Below are 23,646 nucleotides of genomic sequence, written 5' to 3'. Positions count from 1 at the left end.
TGCACGCTTTTCTGGTGCCGTTCCGCCTGCTCCGCGCTCCAGTACAATCCCGCGTTTGGCGACGTTGTGATCGCCCACCTTCTGGACCCGAAGCATGTTGCGACTGACCGAAATCAAGCTGCCGTTGAACCACACGCCCGAGGAATTGCCCGCCGCGATTCTCAAGAAACTGGGCATACCGGCCAGCGACCTGCACGGCTTCACCATTTTTTTGCGCAGCTACGACGCGCGCAAAAAGCACAATATCCTGCTGACCTACACGCTGGATATCGACGTGGAAAACGAGGCCGCGCTGCTTGCGCGCTTTCATGACGACCGCCACGTCAAGCCCACGCCCGACACCGAATACAAATTCGTCGCCCAGGCGCCCGCCACGCTGACCAAGCGCCCCATCGTGATCGGCACCGGCCCCTGTGGCCTGTTCGCCGGTCTGGTGCTGGCGCAGATGGGGTTCAAGCCCATCATCCTGGAACGCGGCAAGGCGGTGCGGGAACGCACCAAGGACACCTGGGGCCTGTGGCGCAAGCGCATCTTGAACCCCGAGTCCAACGTGCAGTTTGGCGAAGGCGGCGCGGGCACGTTTTCGGACGGCAAGCTGTACAGCCAGATCAAGGACCCCAAGCACTACGGCGAAAAAGTCCTGAAGGAATTCGTGCTGGCCGGCGCACCGGAAGAAATCCTGTACGTCAGCAAGCCGCACATCGGCACGTTCCGGTTGGTGGGCATGGTGGAAGTCATGCGCGACACCATCACCAAGCTCGGTGGCGAAGTGCGCTTTTCCAGCAAGGTGGAAACGCTGCATCGCGAAAACGGCCAGGTCACCGGCGTCACGCTGGCCAGTGGCGAGCACATCGAAGCCGACCACGTGGTGCTGGCCATCGGCCACAGCGCGCGCGACACGTTCCAGATGCTGCACGAGCAAGGCGTGTTCATGGAAGCCAAGCCGTTTTCGATCGGCTTCCGTATCGAACACCCGCAGTCGCTGATCGACAAGGCGCGCTTTGGCCCCAGCGCCGGCCACCCTATCCTGGGCGCGGCCGACTACAAGCTGGTGCATCACGCCAGCAATGGGCGGTCGGTCTATAGCTTTTGCATGTGCCCGGGCGGCACGGTGGTGGCCGCCACGTCGGAGCCGAACCGCGTCGTCACCAACGGCATGAGCCAGTATTCGCGCAACGAACGCAATGCCAACGCCGGCATCGTGGTCGGGATTTCGCCCGAAGAAGACTACCCGGAACACGTGCTGGCCGGCGTGGACTTCCAGCGCAAGTGGGAATCGCAGGCCTTTGTGCTGGGCGGCGAAACGTACAGCGCGCCCGGCCAGTTGGTGGGCGACTTCATCGCGGGCAAGGCGTCCACGGAATTCGGGTCCGTGCTGCCGTCGTACACGCCCGGCGTGCACCTGACCGACCTGGCCACGGCGCTGCCCGACTTTGCCATCACGGCCATTCGCGAAGCGCTGCCCGCGTTCGACAAGACCATCAAGGGCTTCGGCATGCACGACGCCGTGCTGACCGGCGTGGAAACGCGCACGTCGTCGCCCGTGCGCATCAAGCGCGACAACGACACGCTGCAAAGCCTGAATACCCGGGGATTGTTCCCGGCCGGCGAAGGCGCCGGTTATGCGGGCGGAATCTTGTCGGCGGGCGTGGACGGCATCAAGATTGCCGAAGCCGTAGCGCTGAGCATCATGGGCCGCCAAGGCTGAGAACGAATAGCCAAGGCTGAGGCCAAATAGCCAAGGCTGAGGCCGGATAGATAAGCCCCCCCCCGGGACAAAGGCCCCGCACGACAAAAGCCCCGCATGACCAGGGCCCCCACGACAAAGGGCGCCGGACGGCAAGTTTGACCTTGCTGCCCGGCGCCCTGTCGGCCGGAACATCCAGCGCCGATATCCCTTGCGCGGCCATTTCCATCAGCGCCGAAAAACGGGTTGAAAAGCGGGTTCAAAAACGGCTTGGACACCGGATATATCAACGCCGCCTACGTGTCGGCCTTGGCTTGCTGCGCGCGGTACTCCGGCACGGTGACGCCCCCGACGCCCCAGTTCTCCATGTCGACTTCGTCTATCACCACGAAGGTTGACGCGTGCGGCTTGCCCAGCACGTCAAACAGCAGATCGCTGACGCCTTTGATCAGCGCGCGCTTCTGTTCAGGCGTTGTGGCCGTTGCGCCGGGCGCGGTGCCTTCGCGGGTGACCTTGATATTTACGTACGGCATGTTGTTCTCCTTCGAACGGGTTTTGCCCGGGGTCGTTGTGACGGGTTTTTGCACACGCCAACGCCACTTTCCGCGTGGTGGAATGGCGGCGTTGACGGTCAGGCGCCGGCCACCTGGCCGCCGTCGACATGCAGGATTTCACCGGTCACGAAGCTGGCGTCTTCCAGATACAGTACCGCCTGCGCCACATCGGCAATGTCGCCCAGGCGCTTCATGGGATGCAATCCGGCCAATGCCTGATGCGTTTCGGGCGCATGCATGGGCGTCTTGATGATGCCGGGCGACACGGCGTTGACGCGGATATTCCGGGTGGCGTATTCGATAGCCAGACTGCGGGTAGCGGCGGCCAGCCCGCCCTTGGTCAACGACGCCAGCACGGACGGCACATTGGAATTGGCGTGGTCCACCAGCGTCGTGGTGATCTGCACGATGTGGCCGCCGCCCTGCTTAAGCATGGCGTCAACGGCGTGCTGCGTCGTATAGAAAAAGCCCGCCAGGTTGGTGGACAGCATGTCGCGGTATTGCTGTTCGGTATAGGCGGTGAAGGCGTTGGCGATAAAAATTCCGGCGTTGTTCACCAGCGTGTCCACGCGCCCGAAGCGGTCCAGCGCCTGTTCCACGACCGCCTTGCCCGTGGCGGGGTCGCCGATGTCCCCGGCAACGATCAGGTAGTTGGGATCGTCCGACGGCTTGATGGACCGCGACGTTCCCACGACGCGATAACCCCGGTCCAAGAATGCGCGGGCGATGCCCTCGCCCAGCCCTTGCGATGCGCCCGTGACGATGGCGACTTTGCGTTCGTTGTTCAGCGCGTTGTTCAGCCCGTTGTTCATGATGTTTCCTTCTCAAAGTGGTTGGCGTGAGAGGAACATTAGGCGTATCGGCGCTGTTCGAAAATCCGCTATTCTTGCTCAATGGCTGATAAAAAACGCACAGACCCCGACTGGCAGGACATCCGCGTGTTCCTGGCGCTGGGACGCTACGGCAGCCTGTCCGCCGCCGCGCGGGCGTTATCCACCAACCATTCGACGATCTCGCGGCGACTGCGCTCGCTAGAGGCCACCCTGGGCGAAACGCTGGTTGAACGTCGGCCCGAAGGCTACGTCCTGACCCCGGCCGGCACGCATGCGCTGGCCGCCGCCAGCGATATGGAAGCGGCCGTCCACACCCTGGGCAGAGGCGGCTCGGACGGTGCGCTGCGGGGGCTGGTGCGGATCAACGCGCCACCGGCCCTGTCGCAGGGCTTTCTTGTCGGCCGGCTTGCCCGGCTGCCGTTGCGGCACCCCGGCATCGATATCGACCTGGCCACGGATTTGCGATCCGTCAGCCTTGAGCGCCACGTCACCGACATCGCGGTACGGTTGGGCCGCCCTCAGGACGGCGACTTCATCGCCAAAACCCTGGGGCACATGGCCTTTGGCTTTTATGCCGACGCCGCGCTTTGCCAGCGCATTGCAGGGGGGGCCGAACCGGTCTTCGTGGGCTTTGACGAAGCCAACGCGTATCTGCCCGAAGCCGCGTGGCTGGCCCGGCGCTTTCCGCGTGCGCGCATGATTTTTCGCGCCAACAACCAAGTGGCGCAGGCCGTGGCGGCGCAATCGGGCGTGGGCGTCGCGCTGCTGCCGCATTACATCGGCCGCACCACACCCGGGCTGCAACCCTGCACGCTGGAAGCCCCGCCGCCCCCGCGCGAAATCGTGCTGCTTACGCGTCGCCAAGACCGCAAGGATGCGCCGATCCAGACCGTGGTGGACTATCTGATGCACGTGTTCAGCGAAGACAAGGCGCTGTTCGAAGGCTGAGCTTCAGGGATCATTTTCTGGGCGGCGCTGCCCGACATCCCCCGTTAAAAATCCGCAATTTTTTCCACGGCCTTGATTGAAGAAATCAATCAAACCATCTCTTGAAACCAGCAAACCCGATGCCACATTTGCGCTATGGCGGGGCAGCGCAACCTAGAAACCTTATGCCGCTTAGCCCTACGCCCGTCTGAACCAGACCTTATCGGGAGACGAACATGGCAACTTATCCATTTTTCGATAGCGGCATCAGTTCCGCCCTGGACACCCTGCAACAGCTGGACAAAATCCTGCGATCCTCGACCGCGCCTTCCAACTTGCGGTCCACGGCACGCGGTGACTTTCCACCCGTGAACGTAGGCGCGTGCGCCGACTCGATTGAAGTCGTGGCGTTTGTGCCCGGCGTAGACCCGGACGCGCTTGAAGTCACCATGGAAAAAGGCCTGCTGACCATTTCGGGGGAACGCCGCGAAGAAGAACCTTCCGGGCAAACCACCCTGTATGCACGCGAACGCGCGCGCGGCCGATTCAGCCGTGTGGTGGAACTGCCTTCCGACGCCGATCCAGAGAACATCCAGGCGCGCTACACCGACGGCTGCCTTTGCATTTCGATCGGCAAACGCGAGTCCGCCAAGCCGCGTTTGATTTCCATCCAATGAACACTGGCCGACGACACAGGAGGATCATCATGGAAGAACGCAACCAACTGGCCGCCACGAGCAGCACGGAATCCATGGCCAAGGTCTCGAACGACACCAACCGCCCCGCCACCCTGCCCGCCGTGGACATCTACGAAAACGCCACCGGCATTACGCTCTTGGCCGACCTGCCCGGCGTATCCAAGGACAGGCTGTCGATCAAGGTGCAGTCGAACGAATTGCTGATCGAAGGCGAAGCCGCGGTGCAGGTGCCGGCCGAGGTGCGGCTGGTGCATAACGAACTGCGCGAACCGCTGTTCCGCCGCAGCTTCACACTGGGCCACGATCTGGACAAGGACAACATCACCGCCAACTTGAAGCACGGCGTGCTGACCTTGCAGATTCCGCGACTGCGCGAGGCGCAGCCCCGCAAAATCTCTGTCACCGTGACTTGATCGGCAGGCTTGAAACGTTGCGCCCGGTGTATGCCGGGCGCATTGACGTTTGAGCCGCCATGGGGAGAGGCGTTATGGAGCATTCTGTCATCACGCAGTATCGGGGCTACGTTCTAAGCGTGCGGGCCATCCCAATGCGCGCACTGGACAAGCCGGGCTCATTGCCGGCGGGCTTCATTTCGCTGGTGCAGGTGGTGCGATGCACCGACATCCTGGTTGATTGGTGCATGCCGTGCCCGCACACGCCCTGGGAAACCCCAGCCGAGGCGTTGCGCGAAGGCACGCAGTATCTGCAACGGCTGATCAATAAGGGCGCGATCGGACTGGACGCACCGATGCTTCAATAGACGTGGCTTGGCACCAAGACGTAGCTTAGGCACCCACGACCGCAAAGATGGGCGGGCATGTCGGCACCGACGCCCGCCCATCGTGACCTCACGCTGCCCGATAGCGCGCGGCCGCGCTGGCCATCTTGATATCGCCCAGCAGCGCCTGGCGCGCCCCGTCCAGGGCATCCCAGCGCGACGCCTCGTGCAGCGGCGGGATCGTCACCGTCTCGCGGCGGTCGAATCCGACCAACGCCGCATCCACCAATTCACCCACGTCCATCACTTCCGGCAGCGCATTGATATCGATACCCGCGCGTTGCCAGATCTCGGTGCGCGTGGCGGCGGGCAGCACCGCCTGCACATAGACGCCGGCGGGCGCCAGCTCTTCATGCAAGGCCTGCGACAAGAACAACATATAGGCTTTGGTGGCGCCATACACCGCCATGCCGAACTGCGGCATGAAGCCCACCACCGACCCCACATTCACGATGGCGCCGGTGCCGGCCTGCACCAGGCGCGGCGCGATGGCGCTGGCCAGCCGCGTGGGCGCAGTCGTGTTCAGCGCCACCAATTGGCCGGCCGCCTGGGGCGTCTGCGCCACAAAGTTGCCCGTCTGCGCAGCGCCCGCGTTGTTGATCAGGATCTGGATGCGGGCATCATCGCGCAGCCTGGCCTCGACGGCTTCAATGTCGTCATTGCGCGTCAGGTCGGCCGCCAGCACGTCAACCGCCACGCCATGGTCCTGCCGCAAGCGCGCAGCCAGCGTCTCCAGCCGGGTCAGGTCGCGCGCCACCAGCACCAGATCGTGGCCGCGCCGCGCAAAGCGCTCGGCATAGGTTGCGCCTATGCCCGACGACGCGCCGGTAATCAAAACAGTAGAGGAATTCATTTTGCAGTTCTCGTTGTAAGTCCGCAGAAGACACGCCGCGAAAACGGCGATAGCCCGCCAATCAGCGCGCGTCGGCCAGCGCCGGGTAGTCGATATAGCCTTGTGCGCCGCCGCCATACAGCGTGGCGGGGTCCAGCTGCGCCAGCGCAGCGCCCGTCTTCAGGCGCTGCACCAGATCGGGGTTGGCGATGAACGGACGGCCGAATGCAAACAGGTCGGCATGGCCCTGGGCAAGCTGAGTGGCGGCCAGGTCCAGCGAATAGCCGTTGTTGGCGATATAGGTGTTCGTAAAGCGCCTGCGCAGCGAACCGTAGTCGAACGGCGCCACATCACGCGGCCCGCCCGTCGCGCCCTCCACCACGTGCAGGTAGACCACGCCCAACGCATTGAGCTGGTCAGCGATGTAGTCGTACTGCGCCTGCGGGTCGCTGCAAGTAATACCGTTGGCCGGCGACACCGGCGAAATGCGCACGCCGGTACGGTCGGCGCCCACCTCGTTGGCCACCGCCTGCGTCACCTCCAGCAACAGCCGCGCACGGTTCTGCACCGAACCGCCGTACGCGTCGTCGCGATGGTTCGCGCCATCCTTGGCGAATTGCTCAAGCAGATAACCGTTGGCGCCGTGAATTTCCACGCCATCGAAACCCGCCGCGATTGCATTGGCGGCGGCCTGACGAAAGTCCTCGACGATGCCGGGCAGCTCGTCCAGCGCCAAGGCGCGCGGCATCGACACCGGCTCAAAGCCATTGTTGACAAACGTCTTGGTCTCGGCGCGGATGGCGGACGGCGCAACCGGTGCGGCGCCGTTCTCTTGCAGGTCCACGTGCGACACGCGGCCCACATGCCACAGCTGAAGGAAAATCTTGCCGCCCTTGGCATGCACGGCCTGCGTCACTTGCTGCCAGCCTTCGACCTGCGCGGCCGTGTAGATCCCCGGCGTATCCTGATACCCCTGCCCTTGCTGCGAGATCTGCGTCGCCTCGGCAATCAACAAACCCGCCGAGGCGCGCTGGCTGTAGTACGTCGCGGCATGGCGGCTGGGCACAAAGCCCGCTTCGGCGCGGTTGCGCGTCAGCGGCGCCATCACGATGTGGTTGGAAAGCGTCAAGGATCCCAGGGTATAGGGTTCGAACAAAGCGTTGTCGGTCATGGTCGGGCTTCCAAAATTGGGGTTGGTTGCGGCGCCGCAGGCGGTGGCCTTGGGCGTGTCGTGGCGGGGCCGGGCCGGGGGTCTGGGTTCCGGGTTCCGGGGTCCGGGGTTCCGGGGTCCAGGGTCTGGGCGGCCAACGGCGTTAATGATGATGACCAACATCTAAATCGTCAAGCACTTTGATGATGATCGACATCAATGTATATTTGTCACCTGTACACGGCATTTACCGAAAGACGCGCGAGAGGCGCGTCGTCAATTGAGAGTCACCAATGAGGGGCACAAGATGAGGGTCACCAAGGCGCAGGCGCAGGCAAACCGGGCGCACATTGTCGAGACCGCATCGACCCTTTTCCGCGAGCGCGGGTACGACGGCGTGGGCGTGGCCGAGCTGATGGCCGCCGCCGGCTTTACCCACGGCGGGTTCTACAAGCACTTCCGCTCCAAGGCCGACCTGATGGCCGAAACCGCCGCGTCGGGGCTGTCGCAATCCCTGGCGATGACCGGCGACATGGACACCGCCAAATTCGTCAACGTCTACTTATCCCGCGCCCATCGCGACGGCCGCAGCGCGGGCTGCACCATGGCTGCCCTGTGCGGCGACGCCGCGCGCCAGTCCGACGACGTCAAGACCAGCTTCGCCGCCGGCATCGAAAACATGCTGGCGGCGTTGGCCAAGGACGACGTTGCGCCGCAAGATTCGAACCTGGACGCGAAGGCGGGGCCTGGCGGGAGCGCGGGCCTGGAAGCTACCCAAGACGTAGTCCGGAATGCAGACCAGAATGCAGACCCGGATTCAAACGCCAGGCGCGCCCGCGCCAAGCGCATCGATTTGCTGGCCCATGTGATCGGCGCCGTCGCGCTGTCGCGGGCCTGCCCTGATGATTCGCCGCTGGCCGACGAAATCCTCGAAGCCTGTCGCAGCGAATTGCTGGCGTCCCTGGCTTCAAAATCCCCCCGCTGATCTTTCCTTATTCACGCCTGCCACGCCCACCGACGGAGCAAACCAACATGGCCGTGCACTACCTGGAAGACCTGACCCCCGGACAACGCTTCATCGGCACCGCCCGCGTGCGCGTCACGCGCGAACGCATCAAGGCCTTCGCCAAGGAATTCGATCCGCAGCCGTTCCATCTGGATGAAGACGCGGCCAACGTCACGCTGTTCAAAGGCCTGGCCGCCAGCGGCTGGCACACCGCCGCGCTGACCATGCAACTACTGGTCGCCAGCGACTTCAAACCCGCCGGCGGCATCATCGGTGCGGGCGTGGAAGAAATGCGCTGGCCGCTGCCGGTGCGTCCGGACGACGAGTTGCGGATAGAAAGCGAGGTGCTGGAAGTGCGGCCGTCGAAAACCCGGCCGGAACAGGGCCTGGTCAAGGCGCGCACCACCACCTTGAATCAGAAGGACGAAGTGGTGCAGGTATTTGTGAGCAATTTGGTGGTGAAGAGCCGCGGCGGGTGATGATCGGCGTTTGCGCGGGGCGGGCTGACAGCGCCTTCCCCGCGCTCACCCTTCGTCGACCGCCAACGCAAAGTACGCCGCGGCCCCCGCATCCGTGCCGCGCGTCAACACAGCCCGCACTTGCACTGCAAGCCAGCTTCCGTCCTTACCGCGCATCTTTGCGCCGAACGCGGCGGTGGGCCTGCCGCGCAGCATCTTCTTCAGACGCGCGCCGCCATCGGCCAGCAGCCCGACCAGGCCATCGCCCAGCAGCGCTTTCGGATCGGCCCCCAGCATCCGCGCCAGCGCGCCATTGACGGATTCGCAACGCAAGTCGGCGTCCAGCAGCGCCATGCCTTGCGACGTCAGCTCAAACACCGCTTCGAAACGCGCCTGCTGGTCGCGCAGGGATTGCTCGGCCAACTTGCGCGCGGTGTTGTCCATGCTGATGCCGACCACCTTGACGATGCGCCCGTCAAAGTCGCGCAGCGGCGTGGCGCGTGAGGAAATCCAGCGTAGCGCGCCATCCGGTTGGATCACGCGAAAGTCGAATTCGTGCGCGTCGCCGGTACGCAGCGATTCGTCGTAGACGGCGTGCATCATGGCCACGTCGTCGGCGTGCACGTGCATCCAGAAATTGTCGTTGCTGACGATGCGCCAGCCGTATACGGCTTCGACGTTAGGCGAGTAACTGACGTCGTCCGTAATCAGGTTCCATTCCCACGTGACGATGCGCGCGCCCTCTTGCGCCAGCTTCATGCGCGCTTCGCTTTCCATGATGTCGGCCATATAGCGGCGGCGCGTATCCGTCATGGGAATGTCCACGGCGCTTGATGCGCCCGCCTCTGCCAGCGCTTGCTCTCCATAGCGCAGCCAGATCCAGTTCACGTCCAGAAACGCCGCCAGCTTGCGCAGCTTTTCGTAGTCGATCTCGCCGCCCTTCGTCCATTTGTGGACGGCGGGGCGCGAGACGTTCAGCGCGCCGGCCACGGCTTGCAGGGACAGTTGCTTGTGTTCAAGCAGCTCTTTCAAGCGGAACGCAAAGCTGTCTTCTTTCATGACGACCGCGTCCGGCCGACACAGCGAAAACAAAAACCACCCGTTACAAACGCGCCGTTTTCCGATTGAAGCTTGTGCATGGGCAAAGTTCTTCCTACAGTCCCGGTCAGTCTTTGGTTAATTACTGGTTAATGTAAACCAACGGTTAACACACGCCAAGACACAGACGACCAGATACCGTGCGCCACGGCGCACGGAAGGAGACAACGTGAAAACAGCCGCGCCACGCCGCGACGGATTCCTGACGCTTTGCACGCTTACCGCCGTGCTGCTCACCGTCGTGGCCATGGTCCTCTGGCCGACGCAAGCCGCCGCCACCGCCGCCGACCTGTTCGACTGGACCACGCGTTCATTCGGGTCACTGATCCAGGTGTTCGTCTTCGGCTGCGTCATCGCCTGCATCGGGCTGGCGTTCAGCAAGTACGGCAACGTGCGGCTGGGTGACAGCAAACCCGAGTATTCGACGCTGTCATGGATCTTCATGTTCATCTGCGCCGGCATGGGCTCGTCCACGTTGTATTGGGGCGTAATGGAGTGGGCCTACTACTACCAAACGCCCGGGCTCAACGTCGCGTCCGGCACGCGCGAGGCCCTGGAAACCAGCATCAGCTATTCCTTTTTCCACTGGGGGTTAAGCGCGTGGGCGGTGTACGCCCTGCCCTCGCTGGCCATGGCCTATCACTTTCACGTGCGCAAGAAGGCGGGGTTGAACCTGGCATCTATCCTCCAGGCGATCACCGGCTTGCGCGCCACGGGTCCCGTCGGCCGCCTGGCGGACCTCATCTTCCTGCTGACAATGTTCGGCGCGCTGACGGTATCCATTGCGCTCACAGCCTCCACCTTCACACGCGGCCTGGCCAGCCTGGCCGGCACGCCCGACACGTTCGCCATGCAAGTAATCGTGATCGTCGGCGTGTCCGCGCTGTTCTCGGCCAGCGCCTATATCGGCATTGCCAGCGGCATGAAGCGCCTTAGCCATCTGGTCTGTTGGGGCGCGCTGCTGCTGGCCGCCGTCGTGCTTGTCGTGGGCCCCACGCAGTTTTCCGGCAACAACATCGTCAATGGCCTGGGCCTGATGCTGCAAAACTACGTCCGCATGAGCCTCTTCACCGACCCCGCGGGCGACGGCGCCTTCAACCGCGGCTGGACGGTGTTCTATTGGCTGTGGTGGGTGTCGTATTCGCCGGGCGTGGCCATGTTCGTGGCGCGCGTGTCCAAAGGCCGCAAGATCAAGGAAGTGATCTACGCGCTGTTGCTGGGCGGCAGCGCCGGATGCTGGTTCTTCTTCGGCGCGCTGGAAAGCTATTCCATGCACCAGTTCATGACGGGCGCCATCGACGTGCCCCGTGTCTTGCAGGAACAAGGCGGCGAAACAGCGGTGGAAATGCTGCTAAGCGCGCTGCCGGCCGGCAAGCTGTTCCTGGCGCTGTACCTGGCAACCATGCTGGTCTTTCTGGCCGCCCACGTAGACGCCGTGGCCTACGCCGTGGCCGCCACCACCACGCGCAACCTGTCCGAAGGCGAAGACCCCACGCCCGCCAGCCGCGTCTTCTGGTGCGTTGCCTTGACGCTGGTCCCGCTGGCGATGCTGTTCACCAAGGCGTCGCTGGAAACGATGAAGACGGCCGTGGTGCTGACCGCCATTCCCTTCGTCTTCATTCTGGGGATCAAGCTGTTCGGCCTGTTCCGCTGGTTGATGCAGGACTACGGCGATGTCCCGGCGCATCACATTGAATCGCCCACCCCATCGGCTCTTGTTCCCCGGAGATCATCATGAACCGCATCCCCAAGCTACCCGCCGACTTCAACGCCGACGAGGAAAACGCGTGGACGCTGCCCGCCTCGTACTACACCCAGGACGCCGTCTTCCAGTACGAGCAGGAAAAGATCTTTGCCCACAGCTGGATCTGCGTGGCCCACCGCAGCGAACTGGCCGCGCCCAACGACTACGTGACCCGCGACATCATCGGTGAAAGCATCATCGTGCTGCGCGACCGCGACGGCATCCTGCGTGCGTACTACAACGTGTGCCCGCATCGCGGCCACCAACTATTGCAAGGCAGCGGCAAAGCCAAAAACGTCATCACCTGTCCGTACCACGCCTGGACGTTCAAGCTGGATGGCGAGCTGGCTTTTGCCCGCAACTGCGACAACGTGCCCAATTTTGACCGGGACAAGGCCACGCTGGTCCCGATCAAGGTTGAAGAAGCCGCGGGCTTTGTCTTCATCAACCTGAACCCGCACGCGGGGTCGGTAGAAGACCAACTCCCTGGCTTTGAAGCCCGCCTGCGTGCCGCCTGCCCCGTGGTGGACACCCTGCACCTGGCTGCGCGCTTCGTTACCGAAACCCCGGCCAATTGGAAGTCCATCGTCGACAACTACCTGGAGTGCTACCACTGCGGCCCGGTGCACCCCAGCTTCGCGGACTCTGTCCAGGTCGACAAATACACCCACACGATGCACGGCAATTGGACGTTGCAATTCGGCCTGGCGAAGTCGTCTGAAAAATCCTTCAAGGTCGATGCCTCGGTGAAGGACCCCAGCTTTGCGGGCTTCTGGGCCTGGCCATGCACCATGTTCAACGTGCCGCCGGGCGCCGACTTCATGACCGTCATCTACGAATTCCCCGCCAGCGCGGGCGTGACGTTGCAGCACTACGAGATTTACTTTCTGAATAAGGAATTGACCGAGGAACAGCAGAAGCTGGTCGAGTGGTATCGCGATGTTTTTCGGCCAGAAGACCTGCGACTGGTAGAAAGCGTGCAGAAGGGATTGAAGTCGCGCGGCTATCGCGGGCAAGGCCGCATCATGGTCGACCGCCGGCGCAGTGGAATCAGCGAGCACGGCATCGTGCATTTTCATCGCAAGCTGGCCGCGGAATACAAGGACGCCTCGGTTGCCGACACTTCACCGCCCGCATTGCGCCGCGCCACGGCCCAAGCATGAGCGCCAGAAGCACGATGAGCACCCCGAGCACCGCGAGCACCCCGAGCACCGCGAGCCCCCTAAGCACCGCGAGCCCCCTAAGCACCGCGAGCCCCCTAAGCACCGCGAGCCCCCTAAGCACCGCGAGCCCCCTAAGCACCGCGAGCAGCCCGAGCACCGGGCCGACCCTGCTCGTGCGCGTCACGCGCATCGAGCGCGTCACGCCGCAGGTCAAGCGCTACACCCTGGAAGCCATGGACGGTGGCGCGTTGCCGCCCTTCACGGGGGGCAGCCACATCATCGTGCAACTGCGCGACGGCACTCGCCATTACCACAACGCCTACTCGCTGATGAGTTCGCCCAACGCGTTGGGCAGCTACCAGATCGGCGTGCGGCGCGAAACGCCGTCCAAAGGCGGGTCTGCCTTTATGCACGACAAGGTGGCCGAAGGTGACGCATTCCACATCACCGCGCCGAACAACTTGTTCGCCCTGGACAAGGCTGCCCGCCACCACGTCCTGATCGCGGGCGGCATCGGCATCACCCCATTCATGTCGCAGTTGCATGACCTGCACCGGTGCGCGGGTTCGTACGAACTGCACTACGCCTTTCGCGCTGACGAACACGGTGCATTTCGGGACGAGCTGGCCCGGCTTTGCGGGAATGGCGTCCGGTTCTATGTCGACAGCAAAGGCCAGCGCCTGGACCTGGCGGGCCTGCTGGGGGGCATGGAATCCGGCGCGCACGCCTACGTATGCGGTCCCGGCCCACTGATCGATGCCGTGCGCGGCGCCGCGCAGGCGGTCGGGATCGAGTCGGCGCGCGTGCACGTCGAACAATTCGCCGCGCCCAAGCAAACCGGCGGCGCGTTCACCGTGGTGCTGGCCAAGTCCGGCAAGACGGTGGAGGTCGCCGCCGGCGAGTCCATCCTGAACGCCATCGAGCGCGACGGCTCCGTGCCGGTGGAATGCCTGTGCCGCGAAGGCGTGTGCGGCACCTGCGAGACCCACATTCTGGAAGGTGAAGCCGAACACGCCGACCAATATCTCAGCAACGCGGAAAAGGCCGCGCAAAAGACCATGCTGATCTGCGTGTCCAGCGCCAAGGGCAGCAGGCTTGTGCTGGATTTATAAGGCAGCGCCGCCCGGCTCGCAAGCAATCAGACGATAGCGCCGCCTCTGCTATGGACGCGTCGGCGACGAGCACTCCGATTCCTACGCCGCGGCGTCCGCTTGTTGCGGGGGCAGAAGCGCCGCGAACCGCTTGCGGTATTCCGCCGGCGTCACGCCTACGTGCCTTGCAAACGCACGGCGCAACACATCCGCATCGGCAAACCCGCAACGCGCCGCGACCTGCTTTGGCGCGGTTTGCCCTTGCTCCAGAAGCCGACGCGCCACGTTCACCCTTGCCTCTTCAACCCAGCTTGCGGGCGTGATGCCGATCTCGCTACGGAAGAGCCGCGCAAAGTGACGTGGACTGAGGTTCATGCGCTCGGCCAGGCTTGCCACGCTGTGGTTTAACTGGGGATTGGCGGCGACCCAGCGCTGAAGTTCCTGCAACGCCGCCCTGCCCGCAGGCGCGGCTTCGCTTTTACGGCTGAATTGCAGTTGTCCGCCGGGCCGCTTGAAGAACATGACGAGCTGGCTTGCGACTTTCAGGGCAATTTCACGCCCAAGGTCCTCTTCCACCAGGGAAATGGCCAAGTCCAGGCCGGCCGTCACGCCGGCGGCGGTACGCAGCGGCCCGTCACTGACGTGGATCGCGTCCTGGTCCACCATCACGTCCGGGAATTGTTGGGCCAGGCGTTCGGCAACCGCCCAGTGGGTCGTGACGCGCTTGCCATCCAGCAACCCCGCCGCCGCCAGAAAGAACGCCCCGCTGCACACCGATCCAAAGCGCCTTGCCTGGTGCGCGCGCCGCCTGAGCCAGTCAACCACCACGCCGCGCGGCGGTACTTCGGCCGCGTTCGGGCAGCCGGCAACCAGCAGCGTATCCACCGGTTCGTCCATGTCGCGTCCGATGGTTCGGTCGGCCATCAAGCGGGCGCCGGAAGAGCTACGGATCGGCCCCGGCCCGCCCGCCACGACAAGCAGCCGGTACACCTCGCGCCCGGCCTGCGCGTTGGCTTCGGCGAAGACGTCCAGCGGGCCGGATACATCAAGCAGTTGCACCCCTGGCAACGCCAGCACCATGATTGTTTTGACCTTATCGCGCGCCATGGCCGCCCTGATCTTTAAATGTCTGAAATCGACGTGTTCCGCCTATTGGCGCCATGCTAGCACGGCCCTATCCTTGATAGAACCTGCTCATCCAAGGAAGAACCTGATGTCCATCACGCAAGAAGCCGCCATTCCCGATTCGACATTGGCGCGCGCCATCACCGAGTTCATTCGCGACACCGAGACGCCACTGCTCTTTAACCATTCAAGCCGCGTCTATCACTTTGGCGCCTTGGCCGGCGTGAAGCGCGGCCTGAAATTCGACCGCGAACTGCTCTATGCCGGCGCCATGTTCCATGACATTGGCCTGATGCCAAGCCACAGCAGCAAGGACGAGCGCTTCGAGGTGGACGGCGCGCACGCCGCCCGCTCGTTCCTGAAGAGCCATGGCATCTCGGAAGCGGACGCATACACGGTGTGGACCGCCATCGCGCTCCACACCACGCCCGGCGTGCCGCGGCACATGCATCCGGTCGTCGCGCTGGTGACCGCCGGCGTCGAAATGGACGTGCTTGGCCTTACCTACGCCCAATACTCGGACGCCGAACGCCAGGCCGTCGTCCGCGCCTTTCCGCGCACGCCCGGGTTCAAGGAAGACATCATCCAGGCGTTCTACGACGGCATCAAACACAAGCCCGACACGACCTTTGGCAACGTCAAGGCCGACGTCATCGCCGACAAAGAGCCGCACTTCCATCGCGGTAACTTTTGCAGCGTGATCCGTTGCTCGCACTGGCACGACTGAACGGATTTACGCTGGCTTTCCGCCCAATCAATGGACCGGACTGGCGTCATCAAGCAAAGCCAGCGCTGGCCGAACCAGGCCACGCAGCAACTCCGGTTCCGGCCGCGAACGCGCCAGCACGCGCAAGCCCATCAGCAGGCCGAGCAGCATGCGCGCAAGGTCATCCGCCGGCTGCGTGGCGTTGATGGCGCCGGCCGCTTGGCCCGCCTGCACGCAGCGCAGGAAGAAGGCCTCCATATCCCGCAGCACAAGCGCCAGCGCCTTCTGAAACTCGGCATCGTGCGGAGACAGCTCCAGCGCGGAATTCACGATCATGCAGCCCTTGCGCTGCTCGTCAGCCAACGACAGTTCGATGATCTCGTCAAAGAATGCGCCGATGGCCTCGCGAGGCGTCATCTGCGATTCAAAACGCCTGACCCGTTCGCAAAAGGCGCGCTCGACGTAATGCGCAAGCGCCCGCTGGTACAGGCGGCGCTTGTCGCCAAACGTGTTGTACAGGCTGGGGCCCACGATGCCCATGGCAGCGGCCAGATCGCGCACCGACGTGGCTTCATAGCCGCGCGACCAGAAGCACTCGATGGCGGCGTCAAGCGCCGCCCCTTCGTCAAACTCTCTGGGGCGCGCCATGTGCAACCCTACGCAGCTGTGTCGTGCAATAAACGGACGAAGATGACCTCACCCTATTGCGCTCGTTCTTGGTCTTCATTTCAAACCGCTTATGACGACGCAGGCGCGAAATTGGAGGGGAACAAGGCCCGCTTGGTCTCGTCGTCGTTGACGGTTTTCCATTGGTGGCTTTTGCTGAGCGCCCGGGCGCGCGCCACGGCCGGGCGTGCATCCACGCCGGCGAACCAGCGCTTCAGTTCCGGAAACGGTGCCAGCGGGTCTTCTGCGCCCTTGCGCACGCGGGAGGCGCGATCAAGCCAGCCCCACGCCGAAATATCCGCGATGGTGTAGCGGTTGCCCACGATGAACTCGCGCCCCTTCAGATGCTCGTCCAGTACCTGATAGTGCCGGTCGGCTTCGCGGCGGTAACGGTTGACGGCGTAGTCCAGGCCATCCGGCGCGGCAAACTGAAAGTGCACCGCCTGACCCGAGAACGGACCCAGGCCGGACGCAATGAACAGCAACCACGACAGCAGCTCAGGCCGGTCTTCGGGCGTGCCCGTAAGCTTGCCGGTCTTGTCGGCCAGATAGATCAGGATGGCCGTCGAGTCGAACACGCGCGCTTCCTTGCCGCCAGGGCCATCGGTGTCAACAATGGCGGGCACCTTGCCGTTCGGGTTGATGGCGCGAAACGCCGGCGTGTGCTGCTCGCCTTTGCTGGTGTCGACCGGCACGGCTTCGTACTCCAGCCCGGTCTCTTCCAGAAAGAGCGCGATCTTGGCGGGGTTAGGCGTCGGATGAAAGTAAAAACGGATCATGGCTGTTGTCTCGCTGTCGTGGTGGTCGATGGGACTGCTACCTTGCGCTTGGGGCGGGCTGCCAGAAGCACGCCGCCGACGACGGCAAGAAGCGCAACGCCCTCTTCCCATGACGGCAACTCACCCAGGACGGGAATGGCGGTCAGCGCGGCAACCGCCGGAATCAAGGCAATGATGGCCGTGGCGGCGGACGGCCCCAGCAGCGCAACGGATCTGTTGAAGGACACGATGGCCACGCCGCTCATCAAGACGCCCTGATAGAACGCCTGCAAACCGATTTCGCCGGGCGACGCCAAGGCAAGGCGGCTGAGCCCGGCAGACAGGTAGACCGGCAGGAACAGCACGGCCGACCAGAAGCAGATCAGCGCCGCGGCCTGCACCGGCGTCAACGCGCTGCGTCGAAACAGCAGCGTATAGACGGCCCACATCGCCGCGGCAGTGATCAGGGCCAGGATGCCCACCGGGTTCGCCACACCGTGCGCAGAGGCGCCGCCCGCGATCATGCAGATCAGCCCGATAACGATGGCCAGATAGCCGAGCGACCGCGCCCTGCCTGGTTTTTCTTTCAGGAAGACCCACGCAAACAGGCCAACGAAAACCGGCATCAATGTCGGCGCCACTGCCGCTGCCCGCCCGGCGGACGTTAGCTGTAAACCCAAAGCCACCGCCAGCACGAAGGGCATGCCCCACAGACAGGCATACAGCAGCCCTTCGCCCCATTGTTTGGCGGACATGCGCCTTGCGCCTCGCAGCAATACGGGAAAGAGAATGAGGGCGCCGATACCGAATCGCAGCGCGGTGACATCCCACAAGCGCAGTTCGCGCGTCACGCTAAAGCGCGTCACGACAAACCAGCCGGCGAAGATCAGGACGCTAAGGGCGGCCCAGCAGAGACCTTGGAGGGCTTTGCGGGACGGTCGCGGAAGATGGGATACGGGAGCGGGTCCGATGGCGGCGTCTTGGACAGGGTCGGCAAGTTGCGTCATGCGGTGGCCTCCCCCTGAGGCAAGCTGGTTGACGAAGGCACTTGCGTTGCAGGTGCCGTGCAATGTCTGGGGATTTTATATCGACTGCTATAAAACATGCCAGCATTGATTTTCCCTGCGCGCCGATGAACGGCTAATGCGATGCTGCCGCATCAACAAAAGCAGACAGATCTCGATTGAAGCGCTGCGTCTCTTCGATAAAGGGCGAGTGCCCCGCTTCCGGGTAGAACTTGCCGATGGCATCGGCGTTCAAAGCCTTGGCCCGATTGAAGGACGGTTCAGCCTGAACCAACGCATCACGCGCACCGTAAATCAACAACAGCGGCTTGTGCATGGCCCCCAAGCCCTTCGGCGCATTCAGCGACATGCCATGCACGGCGTTCTGCATGTTCTGTGAGGCCATGGCCGCATTCGCCAGCAGACGCTGGAACGTCCGCGCGTCCGGCTGGGTGGCAAAGCACAGCGCCACGAACTCACGCTCGGCATCAAGATGCGTCTTGAGATCCGGCGATGCCATTCCGTTGTAAACCTGCGGATGCGACACGATTTGTTCGGGTTTCAGCTCAATGACACCGCCCACGTACACAGCGCCTGCGATTTTCTCGTCACCATAGGCGGCCAAGTAATTAGTGGCCACAGCAGCGCCCAGCGACCATCCCACCAAGACAGGCTGCCGGGCTCCTGACCCAGCAATCACCGCTGCCAGATCATCCGCCCAACGCCCGCCATCACGGTAGGCATCGGCGCGCTCCGGTTGACCGGACCTACCATGCCCGCGCATATCAAAGGTAATCAGCCGATAGCGCTGCAACTCAGGGCTGTTGATCTGCTTGTCCCAGCTCAGGTGGCTGCCAAGCAAGCCGTGAATGAAGATGATGGGCTGCCCGTTCGGGTCACCGGCTTCTTGCACCGCGATGCGCACCCCATCAGGCGCCGTCACGGTGTACGGTTCCACGGCAGCCTGCGCCAGCGCGGATGCAGCCATCAAGGCCACGGCGGCCAAGCCCTTGCGCCATGTGCTGAAGAGGTTGAAAGACATCATGTTGAAGCTCCTTCGAATGGAAAGAGGCCAGGCTAAAGCCTGACATTAGTGTCACAGTCAAGTGCGGATGATAAGGTTCGATCCATGAATAAGACTGACTCCACCACCCTGCTGAAGATTGGCGCGTTGGCGCAAGCAACCAGCGCCAGCGTACGCTCGATTCGTCACTACGATCAGCACGGTTTGCTGGCATCAACACGTGCCCACAATGGCTACCGCGCCTTCGAGGCAGTGGCCGTCACGCAGGTCAAGCAGATCCAGCGATTGATCGCCACCGGCTTTAGCCTGGAAGAAATCCGCAGCTTTCCGGATTGCATGTTGCTGATTGAAGGGGCGAAGGCATGCGCGGATATGACGGATGCGAAGCGTAAGCGGCTGGCGATATTGGAGAAGCAGATTGAGGCGTTGGAAAGACAACGCCAACGCTTGCGAGCCATGCTGATCGAGGGTTGTTGACCCCTACGCGCCCCGACGTTTCGTTTATTGCGAGTTTCGTTTGTTTCGAATAAGCTCACCCCTTAAAGTGCTTTTAACTTAGGAGTTAGCTATGACCGCGCTTGCCGAAACCAAGATGACGTTACCCGCCGCACGGGAGGTGGAGGCCGCTGTTCAAGGCCAGCGCGCGTTGGCCGCGTACCTGGCAACGCGCGTTGAAACGCAACACATTCAGATCTTCGATGAACGGAACCAAGCCCACCAAGTAGAGTTGCCCACCTCTGCGCTGCGTCTGCTAGTCGACATCCTTGCCGAATTGGCCGACGGCAATGCCGTAAAAGTCGTACCCGTTCATGCAGAACTGACGACCCAGGAAGCGGCAGACATGCTCAACGTCTCCCGCCCTCACTTGGTCAAGCTACTGGAGGATGGTGTGCTGCCATTCCATCGAACCGGCAAACATCGCAGAGTGCGGCTCGCGGACTTGACGCAGTACAAGGAGGCACGCGACCGTGCTAGCCAAGAAGCCATGGCGGAGCTCGCCCGGCAGGCTCAGGAATCAAGCATGGGGTACGAATGAGGCACTCCCCTTTCTCTGCCATCTTCGATGCCTGCGTACTCTACCCCGCGCCGCTGCGTGACTTTGGAGTGATTCTTCCCGACCTCAACGACCGCCACGTCTTGGCCGCCGCCATCCACTGTGGCGCTACCGTGATCGTGACCTTCAACCAGCGCGATTTTCCGGCGGACGTGCTTGCTTCGTACGGAGTGGAGTCCCAGCATCCGGATGAATTTGTTGAAAATCTCTTGGATCTTGATGCTCCGGCGGTAGTAGCCGCTGCGCAGCGCCAGCGGGCACAACTCAAGAACCCGCCTATTGACGTCGATCGCTATCTGGAGATCCTGTTTCGGCAGGGATTAGTTCAGACCACCAAGGCTTTGACGACCTATCGTTCCCTTATCTAGCTTCGCTGCCGAACGCTGCTCGATCAGCAGCGGCCCGCGCCGCAATGTCGCTTGCGCTGACTTCCAGCGAATAGGCGTCGATGATTTTGCTGGCTGGCATGGTCGTATGGGAGAAAATAAAGAACACCGCCACAAGGCACGCCAAACCGCTTGGCAAGCGGTTCCCGTACCACGGTAAGGTTCACTCACTGGCGTCTTGCGCCATGGCGGTCGGGGCGTCGGTGGCCGAATGGCGGGCCAGTTCGATGAAGGCCCGCACGTAGTCAATGGCGCTGTCCGCCTCGCGCGCCCCAAGAAAAATCTGCTTGGCGATGCCGCGCGCGCCCAACCGCACCGGCACCACATCCATCCGGGCCGCGTATTCCTCGACCAGCCAGCGCGGCAGAGCGGCCACGCCGCGTCCGCTGGCCACCATTTGCACCATGATGTCGGTGGTTTCGATGGCTTTATGGCGCTTGGGCGTAACGCCGGCCGGCAGCAGGAACTGGTTGTAGATGTCCAGCCGCTCGATGTCCACGGGGTAGCTGATCAACACTTCCTGCGTCAGCTGCTGCGGCTTCACGTACGCAGCCGTTGCCAGGCGGTGGCCCTTGGGCACGACCAGCACTTGCTCGTAGTCGAACACGGGCTCGAACTTCAGGCCCGGCTTGAACAGCGGGTCGGGCGTCACCAGCAGGTCGATCTCGTAGCCGAACAGCGCGCCGATCCCGCCAAACTGGAACTTCTGCTTGACGTCCACATCCACGTCGGGCCAGGCCGCCAGATACGGTGAAACCACCTTCAGCAACCATTGATAGCAAGGGTGGCATTCCATGCCGATACGCAGCGCGCCGCGTTCGCCCTGCGCGAACTGGCCCAGGCGCTCTTCGGCCAGGTCCAGTTGCGGCAGCACGCGGTTTGCCACCGCCAACAGGTATTGGCCGGCCTGCGTCAGGCGCAGGCTTCGCCCTTCACGCAGCCAGACGTCGGTGCCCAGCTGCACTTCCAGCTTCTTCATGCTGTGGCTCAGTGCCGACTGGGTCAGGTTCAACACGCCCGCAGCGGCCGTCAAGGACCCTTGCTTTTCGACCTGCTGGACGATGCTGAGGTGGATGCGCTCAAGCATTCAGATGATTCCTGCTCATGGATAGGTGAAATAAAACCATTTTACTTCATCGTTGCCCTCCTCTAGCATGCGGTTCCAGCTTGATGCTGCAACTGCACAAACACAGCTGCCGCGCCGGGCAGCTCTATTCATGTGAAGCAAAGATGACACGTCCACTCCGTCTAGTCGCAGTTTCCGGCGGACTGCAACGCCCCTCCAAGTCAGCGGCCCTGGCAGAACACCTGCTGGATTTGATCGCCGACGATATTCCGTGCGAACCGCACCTGGTCGAACTGGGTGAGCTCGCTCCCCATCTGGCCGGCGCCGTCTGGCGCTCGCAATTGCCCGACACGGTGGAGCGCGAACTTGGCGTGGTCGAACAAGCGGACATCCTGGTGGTGACAACCCCGGTGTACCGAGGCTCGTACACGGGGCTGTTCAAGCACTTCTTCGACTTCATTCATCAGGACGCCCTGATCGACAAGCCCGTCTTGTTGGCGGCCACCGGCGGCAGCGAACGCCATGCCCTGATCATCGATCACCAGTTGCGGCCGCTGTTCAGCTTCTTCCAGGCACGCACCTTGCCGCTGGGCGTCTACGCCACCGACAAGGATTTTGCCGACTACCGCGTGCAGGACATGGCCCTGATCGAACGGGCCCGACTGGCGGTCCAGCGCGCGTTGCCCTTAATCGAATTGATGCGACATCCAGGCACCGCCGCCGTAGAAGAAGCGGTAGCAGCCTGACGCAAAACCAATTCAAGCGCCGCCCGCAGCGGCGATAACGTCCGTCGCCAAGCAGCAGCCGGACTCCGTAATTCTTTCGCCAAAATCAGCACACGCCAACACCATGAGCAACGCCTTCACATTCAACATCAAGAGCATTCCTTTTGATGAGAATTATCAGCCCTCCGACAGCACGCGCATCACGACCAACTTCGCCAATCTGGCCAGGGGCGCGAGTCGCCAGCAGAATCTGCGCAACACGCTGAAGATGATCGACCGGCGCTTCAATAGCCTGGCGCATTGGGACAACCCCAGGGGGGATCGCTACACGGTCGAACTGGACATCATCTCGGTTGAAATGAACATCGCCGCCAACGGCGGCAGTGATGCGTTTCCGCTGATTGAAATCTTGAAGACCAATATCGTTGACCGCCACAACAACGAACGCATCGAAGGGATCGTCGGGAACAACTTCTCTTCGTACGTGCGCGACTACGACTTCAGCGTGCTTTTGCAAGAGCACAACAACAACAAATCCACCTTCAGCGCGCCAGACGGTTTCGGCGATTTGCACGGCAAGTTGTTCAAGCACTTTGTCGCTTCCAGCGCTTACCAAGAGCAGTTCAGCAAGCCGCCGGTCATCTGCATCAGCGCCTCAAGCAGCAAGACGTACCTGCGCACGGAAAATCAGCACCCCATCCTGGGCGTTGAATATCAGCAAAACGAATTTTCGCCGACGGACCAGTACTTCGAAAAAATGGGCTTGCAGGTCCGCTACTTCATGCCCCCGGGCAGCGCCGCACCGTTGGCCTTTTACTTTCAGGGCGACCTGCTTGGCCACTACACAAACCTTGAGCTGATCAGCATCATCAGCACGATGGAAACGTTCCAGAAAATCTACCGCCCCGAGATCTACAACGCCAATTCCGCCGCGGGGAAGGTCTATCAACCGAGCCTGAAGAATCAGGATTACTCGTTGACGCAGATCGTCTATGACCGCGATGAGCGCAGCCAGCTCGCCGTGAAGCAGGGAAAGTTCACGGAAGAGCACTTCATCAAGCCCTACAAGCACGTGCTGGAAAGCTGGGCCGCCAACTACGCGCATTAATCACT

At 62.7% G+C, this 23,646-nt stretch carries 27 protein-coding genes; 16 read left to right on the top strand and 11 right to left on the bottom strand.

From position 1 onward, the window contains the following. Window positions 1-94 precede the first annotated feature (94 nt). The gene (locus tag V6F88_RS02620; RefSeq protein ID WP_332607785.1) at window positions 95-1,708 is read left to right on the top strand and encodes an NAD(P)/FAD-dependent oxidoreductase; all 1,614 of its coding nucleotides are present in this window, start codon (window positions 95-97) and stop codon (window positions 1,706-1,708) included. A gap of 275 nt (window positions 1,709-1,983) precedes the next feature. Here V6F88_RS02620 and V6F88_RS02615 read toward each other — a convergent pair whose 3' ends face one another. Further along, window positions 1,984-2,220 carry a tautomerase family protein gene (locus V6F88_RS02615; protein WP_332607784.1) on the bottom strand — a complete coding sequence of 79 codons (237 nt, stop codon included), beginning with the start codon at window positions 2,218-2,220 and terminating at the stop codon, window positions 1,984-1,986. Window positions 2,221-2,318: 98 nt separating this feature from the next. Next, complete coding sequence (locus V6F88_RS02610; RefSeq protein WP_332607783.1) at window positions 2,319-3,053, bottom strand: SDR family NAD(P)-dependent oxidoreductase; 735 nt, start codon at window positions 3,051-3,053, stop codon at window positions 2,319-2,321. A gap of 81 nt (window positions 3,054-3,134) precedes the next feature. Here V6F88_RS02610 and V6F88_RS02605 point away from each other — a divergent pair, with 81 nt between their 5' ends. The 4 genes from V6F88_RS02605 (at window position 3,135) to V6F88_RS02590 (ending at window position 5,459) form a co-directional block, all read left to right on the top strand. Further along, window positions 3,135-4,022, top strand: a complete 888-nt coding sequence (locus V6F88_RS02605) for a LysR family transcriptional regulator (protein ID WP_332607782.1) — start codon at window positions 3,135-3,137, stop codon at window positions 4,020-4,022. Window positions 4,023-4,237: 215 nt separating this feature from the next. After that, complete coding sequence (locus V6F88_RS02600) at window positions 4,238-4,678, top strand: Hsp20/alpha crystallin family protein (RefSeq protein WP_332607781.1); 441 nt, start codon at window positions 4,238-4,240, stop codon at window positions 4,676-4,678. A gap of 29 nt (window positions 4,679-4,707) precedes the next feature. Beyond that, on the top strand, window positions 4,708-5,112 hold the full coding sequence (locus V6F88_RS02595) for an Hsp20/alpha crystallin family protein (protein ID WP_332607780.1): 405 nt from the start codon (window positions 4,708-4,710) through the stop codon (window positions 5,110-5,112). Between the two features lie 74 nt (window positions 5,113-5,186). Next, window positions 5,187-5,459 carry a hypothetical protein gene (locus V6F88_RS02590; protein ID WP_332607779.1) on the top strand — a complete coding sequence of 91 codons (273 nt, stop codon included), beginning with the start codon at window positions 5,187-5,189 and terminating at the stop codon, window positions 5,457-5,459. Between the two features lie 88 nt (window positions 5,460-5,547). Here the strand turns inward: V6F88_RS02590 and V6F88_RS02585 are convergent, their stop codons facing one another. Then, window positions 5,548-6,330 carry an SDR family NAD(P)-dependent oxidoreductase gene (locus V6F88_RS02585; RefSeq protein ID WP_332607778.1) on the bottom strand — a complete coding sequence of 261 codons (783 nt, stop codon included), beginning with the start codon at window positions 6,328-6,330 and terminating at the stop codon, window positions 5,548-5,550. A 61-nt stretch (window positions 6,331-6,391) separates the two neighbouring features. Next, the gene (locus V6F88_RS02580; protein ID WP_332607777.1) at window positions 6,392-7,480 is read right to left on the bottom strand and encodes an alkene reductase; all 1,089 of its coding nucleotides are present in this window, start codon (window positions 7,478-7,480) and stop codon (window positions 6,392-6,394) included. A gap of 286 nt (window positions 7,481-7,766) precedes the next feature. Between V6F88_RS02580 and V6F88_RS02575 the strand changes: the two genes are divergently transcribed. Together V6F88_RS02575 and V6F88_RS02570 are read left to right on the top strand one after the other, a co-directional pair. Beyond that, entirely contained in the window at window positions 7,767-8,444 is a 678-nt protein-coding gene (locus tag V6F88_RS02575; RefSeq protein ID WP_332607776.1) for a TetR family transcriptional regulator, read from the top strand. Window positions 8,445-8,491: 47 nt separating this feature from the next. After that, complete coding sequence (locus tag V6F88_RS02570; RefSeq protein ID WP_046805872.1) at window positions 8,492-8,944, top strand: MaoC family dehydratase; 453 nt, start codon at window positions 8,492-8,494, stop codon at window positions 8,942-8,944. 45 nt (window positions 8,945-8,989) lie between these two features. Here the strand turns inward: V6F88_RS02570 and V6F88_RS02565 are convergent, their stop codons facing one another. Continuing rightward, window positions 8,990-9,982 carry a PAS domain-containing protein gene (locus V6F88_RS02565; protein ID WP_332607775.1) on the bottom strand — a complete coding sequence of 331 codons (993 nt, stop codon included), beginning with the start codon at window positions 9,980-9,982 and terminating at the stop codon, window positions 8,990-8,992. A 208-nt stretch (window positions 9,983-10,190) separates the two neighbouring features. On the opposite strand from V6F88_RS02565, the gene V6F88_RS02560 reads away from it, so the two are divergent. The 3 genes from V6F88_RS02560 to V6F88_RS02550 all read left to right on the top strand — a co-directional run bounded on the left by V6F88_RS02560 (window position 10,191) and on the right by V6F88_RS02550 (window position 14,040). Continuing rightward, on the top strand, window positions 10,191-11,759 hold the full coding sequence (locus V6F88_RS02560; RefSeq protein WP_332607774.1) for a BCCT family transporter: 1,569 nt from the start codon (window positions 10,191-10,193) through the stop codon (window positions 11,757-11,759). Beyond that, on the top strand, window positions 11,756-12,928 hold the full coding sequence (locus tag V6F88_RS02555) for an aromatic ring-hydroxylating oxygenase subunit alpha (protein WP_332607773.1): 1,173 nt from the start codon (window positions 11,756-11,758) through the stop codon (window positions 12,926-12,928). The genes V6F88_RS02560 and V6F88_RS02555 overlap by 4 nt, the downstream gene beginning before the upstream one ends. A gap of 173 nt (window positions 12,929-13,101) precedes the next feature. Next, a complete protein-coding gene (locus tag V6F88_RS02550) occupies window positions 13,102-14,040 on the top strand; it encodes a PDR/VanB family oxidoreductase (protein ID WP_332607772.1) in 939 nt (312 codons plus the stop codon). 81 nt (window positions 14,041-14,121) lie between these two features. Here the strand turns inward: V6F88_RS02550 and V6F88_RS02545 are convergent, their stop codons facing one another. Further along, entirely contained in the window at window positions 14,122-15,126 is a 1,005-nt protein-coding gene (locus tag V6F88_RS02545; RefSeq protein ID WP_332607770.1) for a GlxA family transcriptional regulator, read from the bottom strand. Window positions 15,127-15,232: 106 nt separating this feature from the next. On the opposite strand from V6F88_RS02545, the gene V6F88_RS02540 reads away from it, so the two are divergent. After that, the gene (locus V6F88_RS02540) at window positions 15,233-15,871 is read left to right on the top strand and encodes an HD domain-containing protein (RefSeq protein ID WP_332607769.1); all 639 of its coding nucleotides are present in this window, start codon (window positions 15,233-15,235) and stop codon (window positions 15,869-15,871) included. Between the two features lie 27 nt (window positions 15,872-15,898). On the opposite strand, the gene V6F88_RS02535 is transcribed toward V6F88_RS02540, so the two are convergent. The 4 genes from V6F88_RS02535 to V6F88_RS02520 form a co-directional block, all read right to left on the bottom strand. After that, window positions 15,899-16,498 carry a TetR/AcrR family transcriptional regulator gene (locus tag V6F88_RS02535; protein WP_332607768.1) on the bottom strand — a complete coding sequence of 200 codons (600 nt, stop codon included), beginning with the start codon at window positions 16,496-16,498 and terminating at the stop codon, window positions 15,899-15,901. Window positions 16,499-16,587: 89 nt separating this feature from the next. Beyond that, on the bottom strand, window positions 16,588-17,295 hold the full coding sequence (locus tag V6F88_RS02530) for a glutathione S-transferase family protein (protein ID WP_332607767.1): 708 nt from the start codon (window positions 17,293-17,295) through the stop codon (window positions 16,588-16,590). Continuing rightward, the gene (locus tag V6F88_RS02525) at window positions 17,292-18,344 is read right to left on the bottom strand and encodes a DMT family transporter (RefSeq protein WP_332607766.1); all 1,053 of its coding nucleotides are present in this window, start codon (window positions 18,342-18,344) and stop codon (window positions 17,292-17,294) included. The genes V6F88_RS02530 and V6F88_RS02525 overlap by 4 nt, the downstream gene beginning before the upstream one ends. Before the next feature lie 70 nt (window positions 18,345-18,414). Beyond that, window positions 18,415-19,320 carry an alpha/beta fold hydrolase gene (locus tag V6F88_RS02520; protein ID WP_332608923.1) on the bottom strand — a complete coding sequence of 302 codons (906 nt, stop codon included), beginning with the start codon at window positions 19,318-19,320 and terminating at the stop codon, window positions 18,415-18,417. A gap of 87 nt (window positions 19,321-19,407) precedes the next feature. Here V6F88_RS02520 and V6F88_RS02515 point away from each other — a divergent pair, with 87 nt between their 5' ends. The 3 genes from V6F88_RS02515 (at window position 19,408) to V6F88_RS02505 (ending at window position 20,724) form a co-directional block, all read left to right on the top strand. Next, window positions 19,408-19,779, top strand: coding sequence for a MerR family transcriptional regulator (locus tag V6F88_RS02515; RefSeq protein WP_332607765.1), 372 nt, complete (start codon window positions 19,408-19,410; stop codon window positions 19,777-19,779). A gap of 91 nt (window positions 19,780-19,870) precedes the next feature. Next, window positions 19,871-20,338: a helix-turn-helix domain-containing protein gene (locus V6F88_RS02510; protein WP_332607764.1), complete on the top strand. Its 468-nt coding sequence runs from the start codon at window positions 19,871-19,873 to the stop codon at window positions 20,336-20,338. Continuing rightward, a complete protein-coding gene (locus V6F88_RS02505; protein WP_332607763.1) occupies window positions 20,335-20,724 on the top strand; it encodes a hypothetical protein in 390 nt (129 codons plus the stop codon). The genes V6F88_RS02510 and V6F88_RS02505 overlap by 4 nt, the downstream gene beginning before the upstream one ends. A 181-nt stretch (window positions 20,725-20,905) precedes the next feature. On the opposite strand, the gene V6F88_RS02500 is transcribed toward V6F88_RS02505, so the two are convergent. Next, window positions 20,906-21,829, bottom strand: a complete 924-nt coding sequence (locus tag V6F88_RS02500; protein ID WP_332607761.1) for a LysR family transcriptional regulator — start codon at window positions 21,827-21,829, stop codon at window positions 20,906-20,908. Window positions 21,830-21,972: 143 nt separating this feature from the next. On the opposite strand from V6F88_RS02500, the gene msuE reads away from it, so the two are divergent. Together msuE and V6F88_RS02490 are read left to right on the top strand one after the other, a co-directional pair. After that, window positions 21,973-22,554 carry an FMN reductase gene (gene msuE / locus V6F88_RS02495; protein WP_332607760.1) on the top strand — a complete coding sequence of 194 codons (582 nt, stop codon included), beginning with the start codon at window positions 21,973-21,975 and terminating at the stop codon, window positions 22,552-22,554. Window positions 22,555-22,657: 103 nt separating this feature from the next. Continuing rightward, window positions 22,658-23,641, top strand: coding sequence for a DUF1852 domain-containing protein (locus V6F88_RS02490; protein WP_332607759.1), 984 nt, complete (start codon window positions 22,658-22,660; stop codon window positions 23,639-23,641). Window positions 23,642-23,646 lie beyond the last annotated feature (5 nt).

Origin of the sequence: Achromobacter sp. ESBL13 (genome assembly GCF_036668755.1) — a bacterium.
Lineage (GTDB): Bacteria > Pseudomonadota > Gammaproteobacteria > Burkholderiales > Burkholderiaceae_B > Achromobacter.
This window is presented reverse-complemented; position numbering and strand designations above follow the sequence as displayed.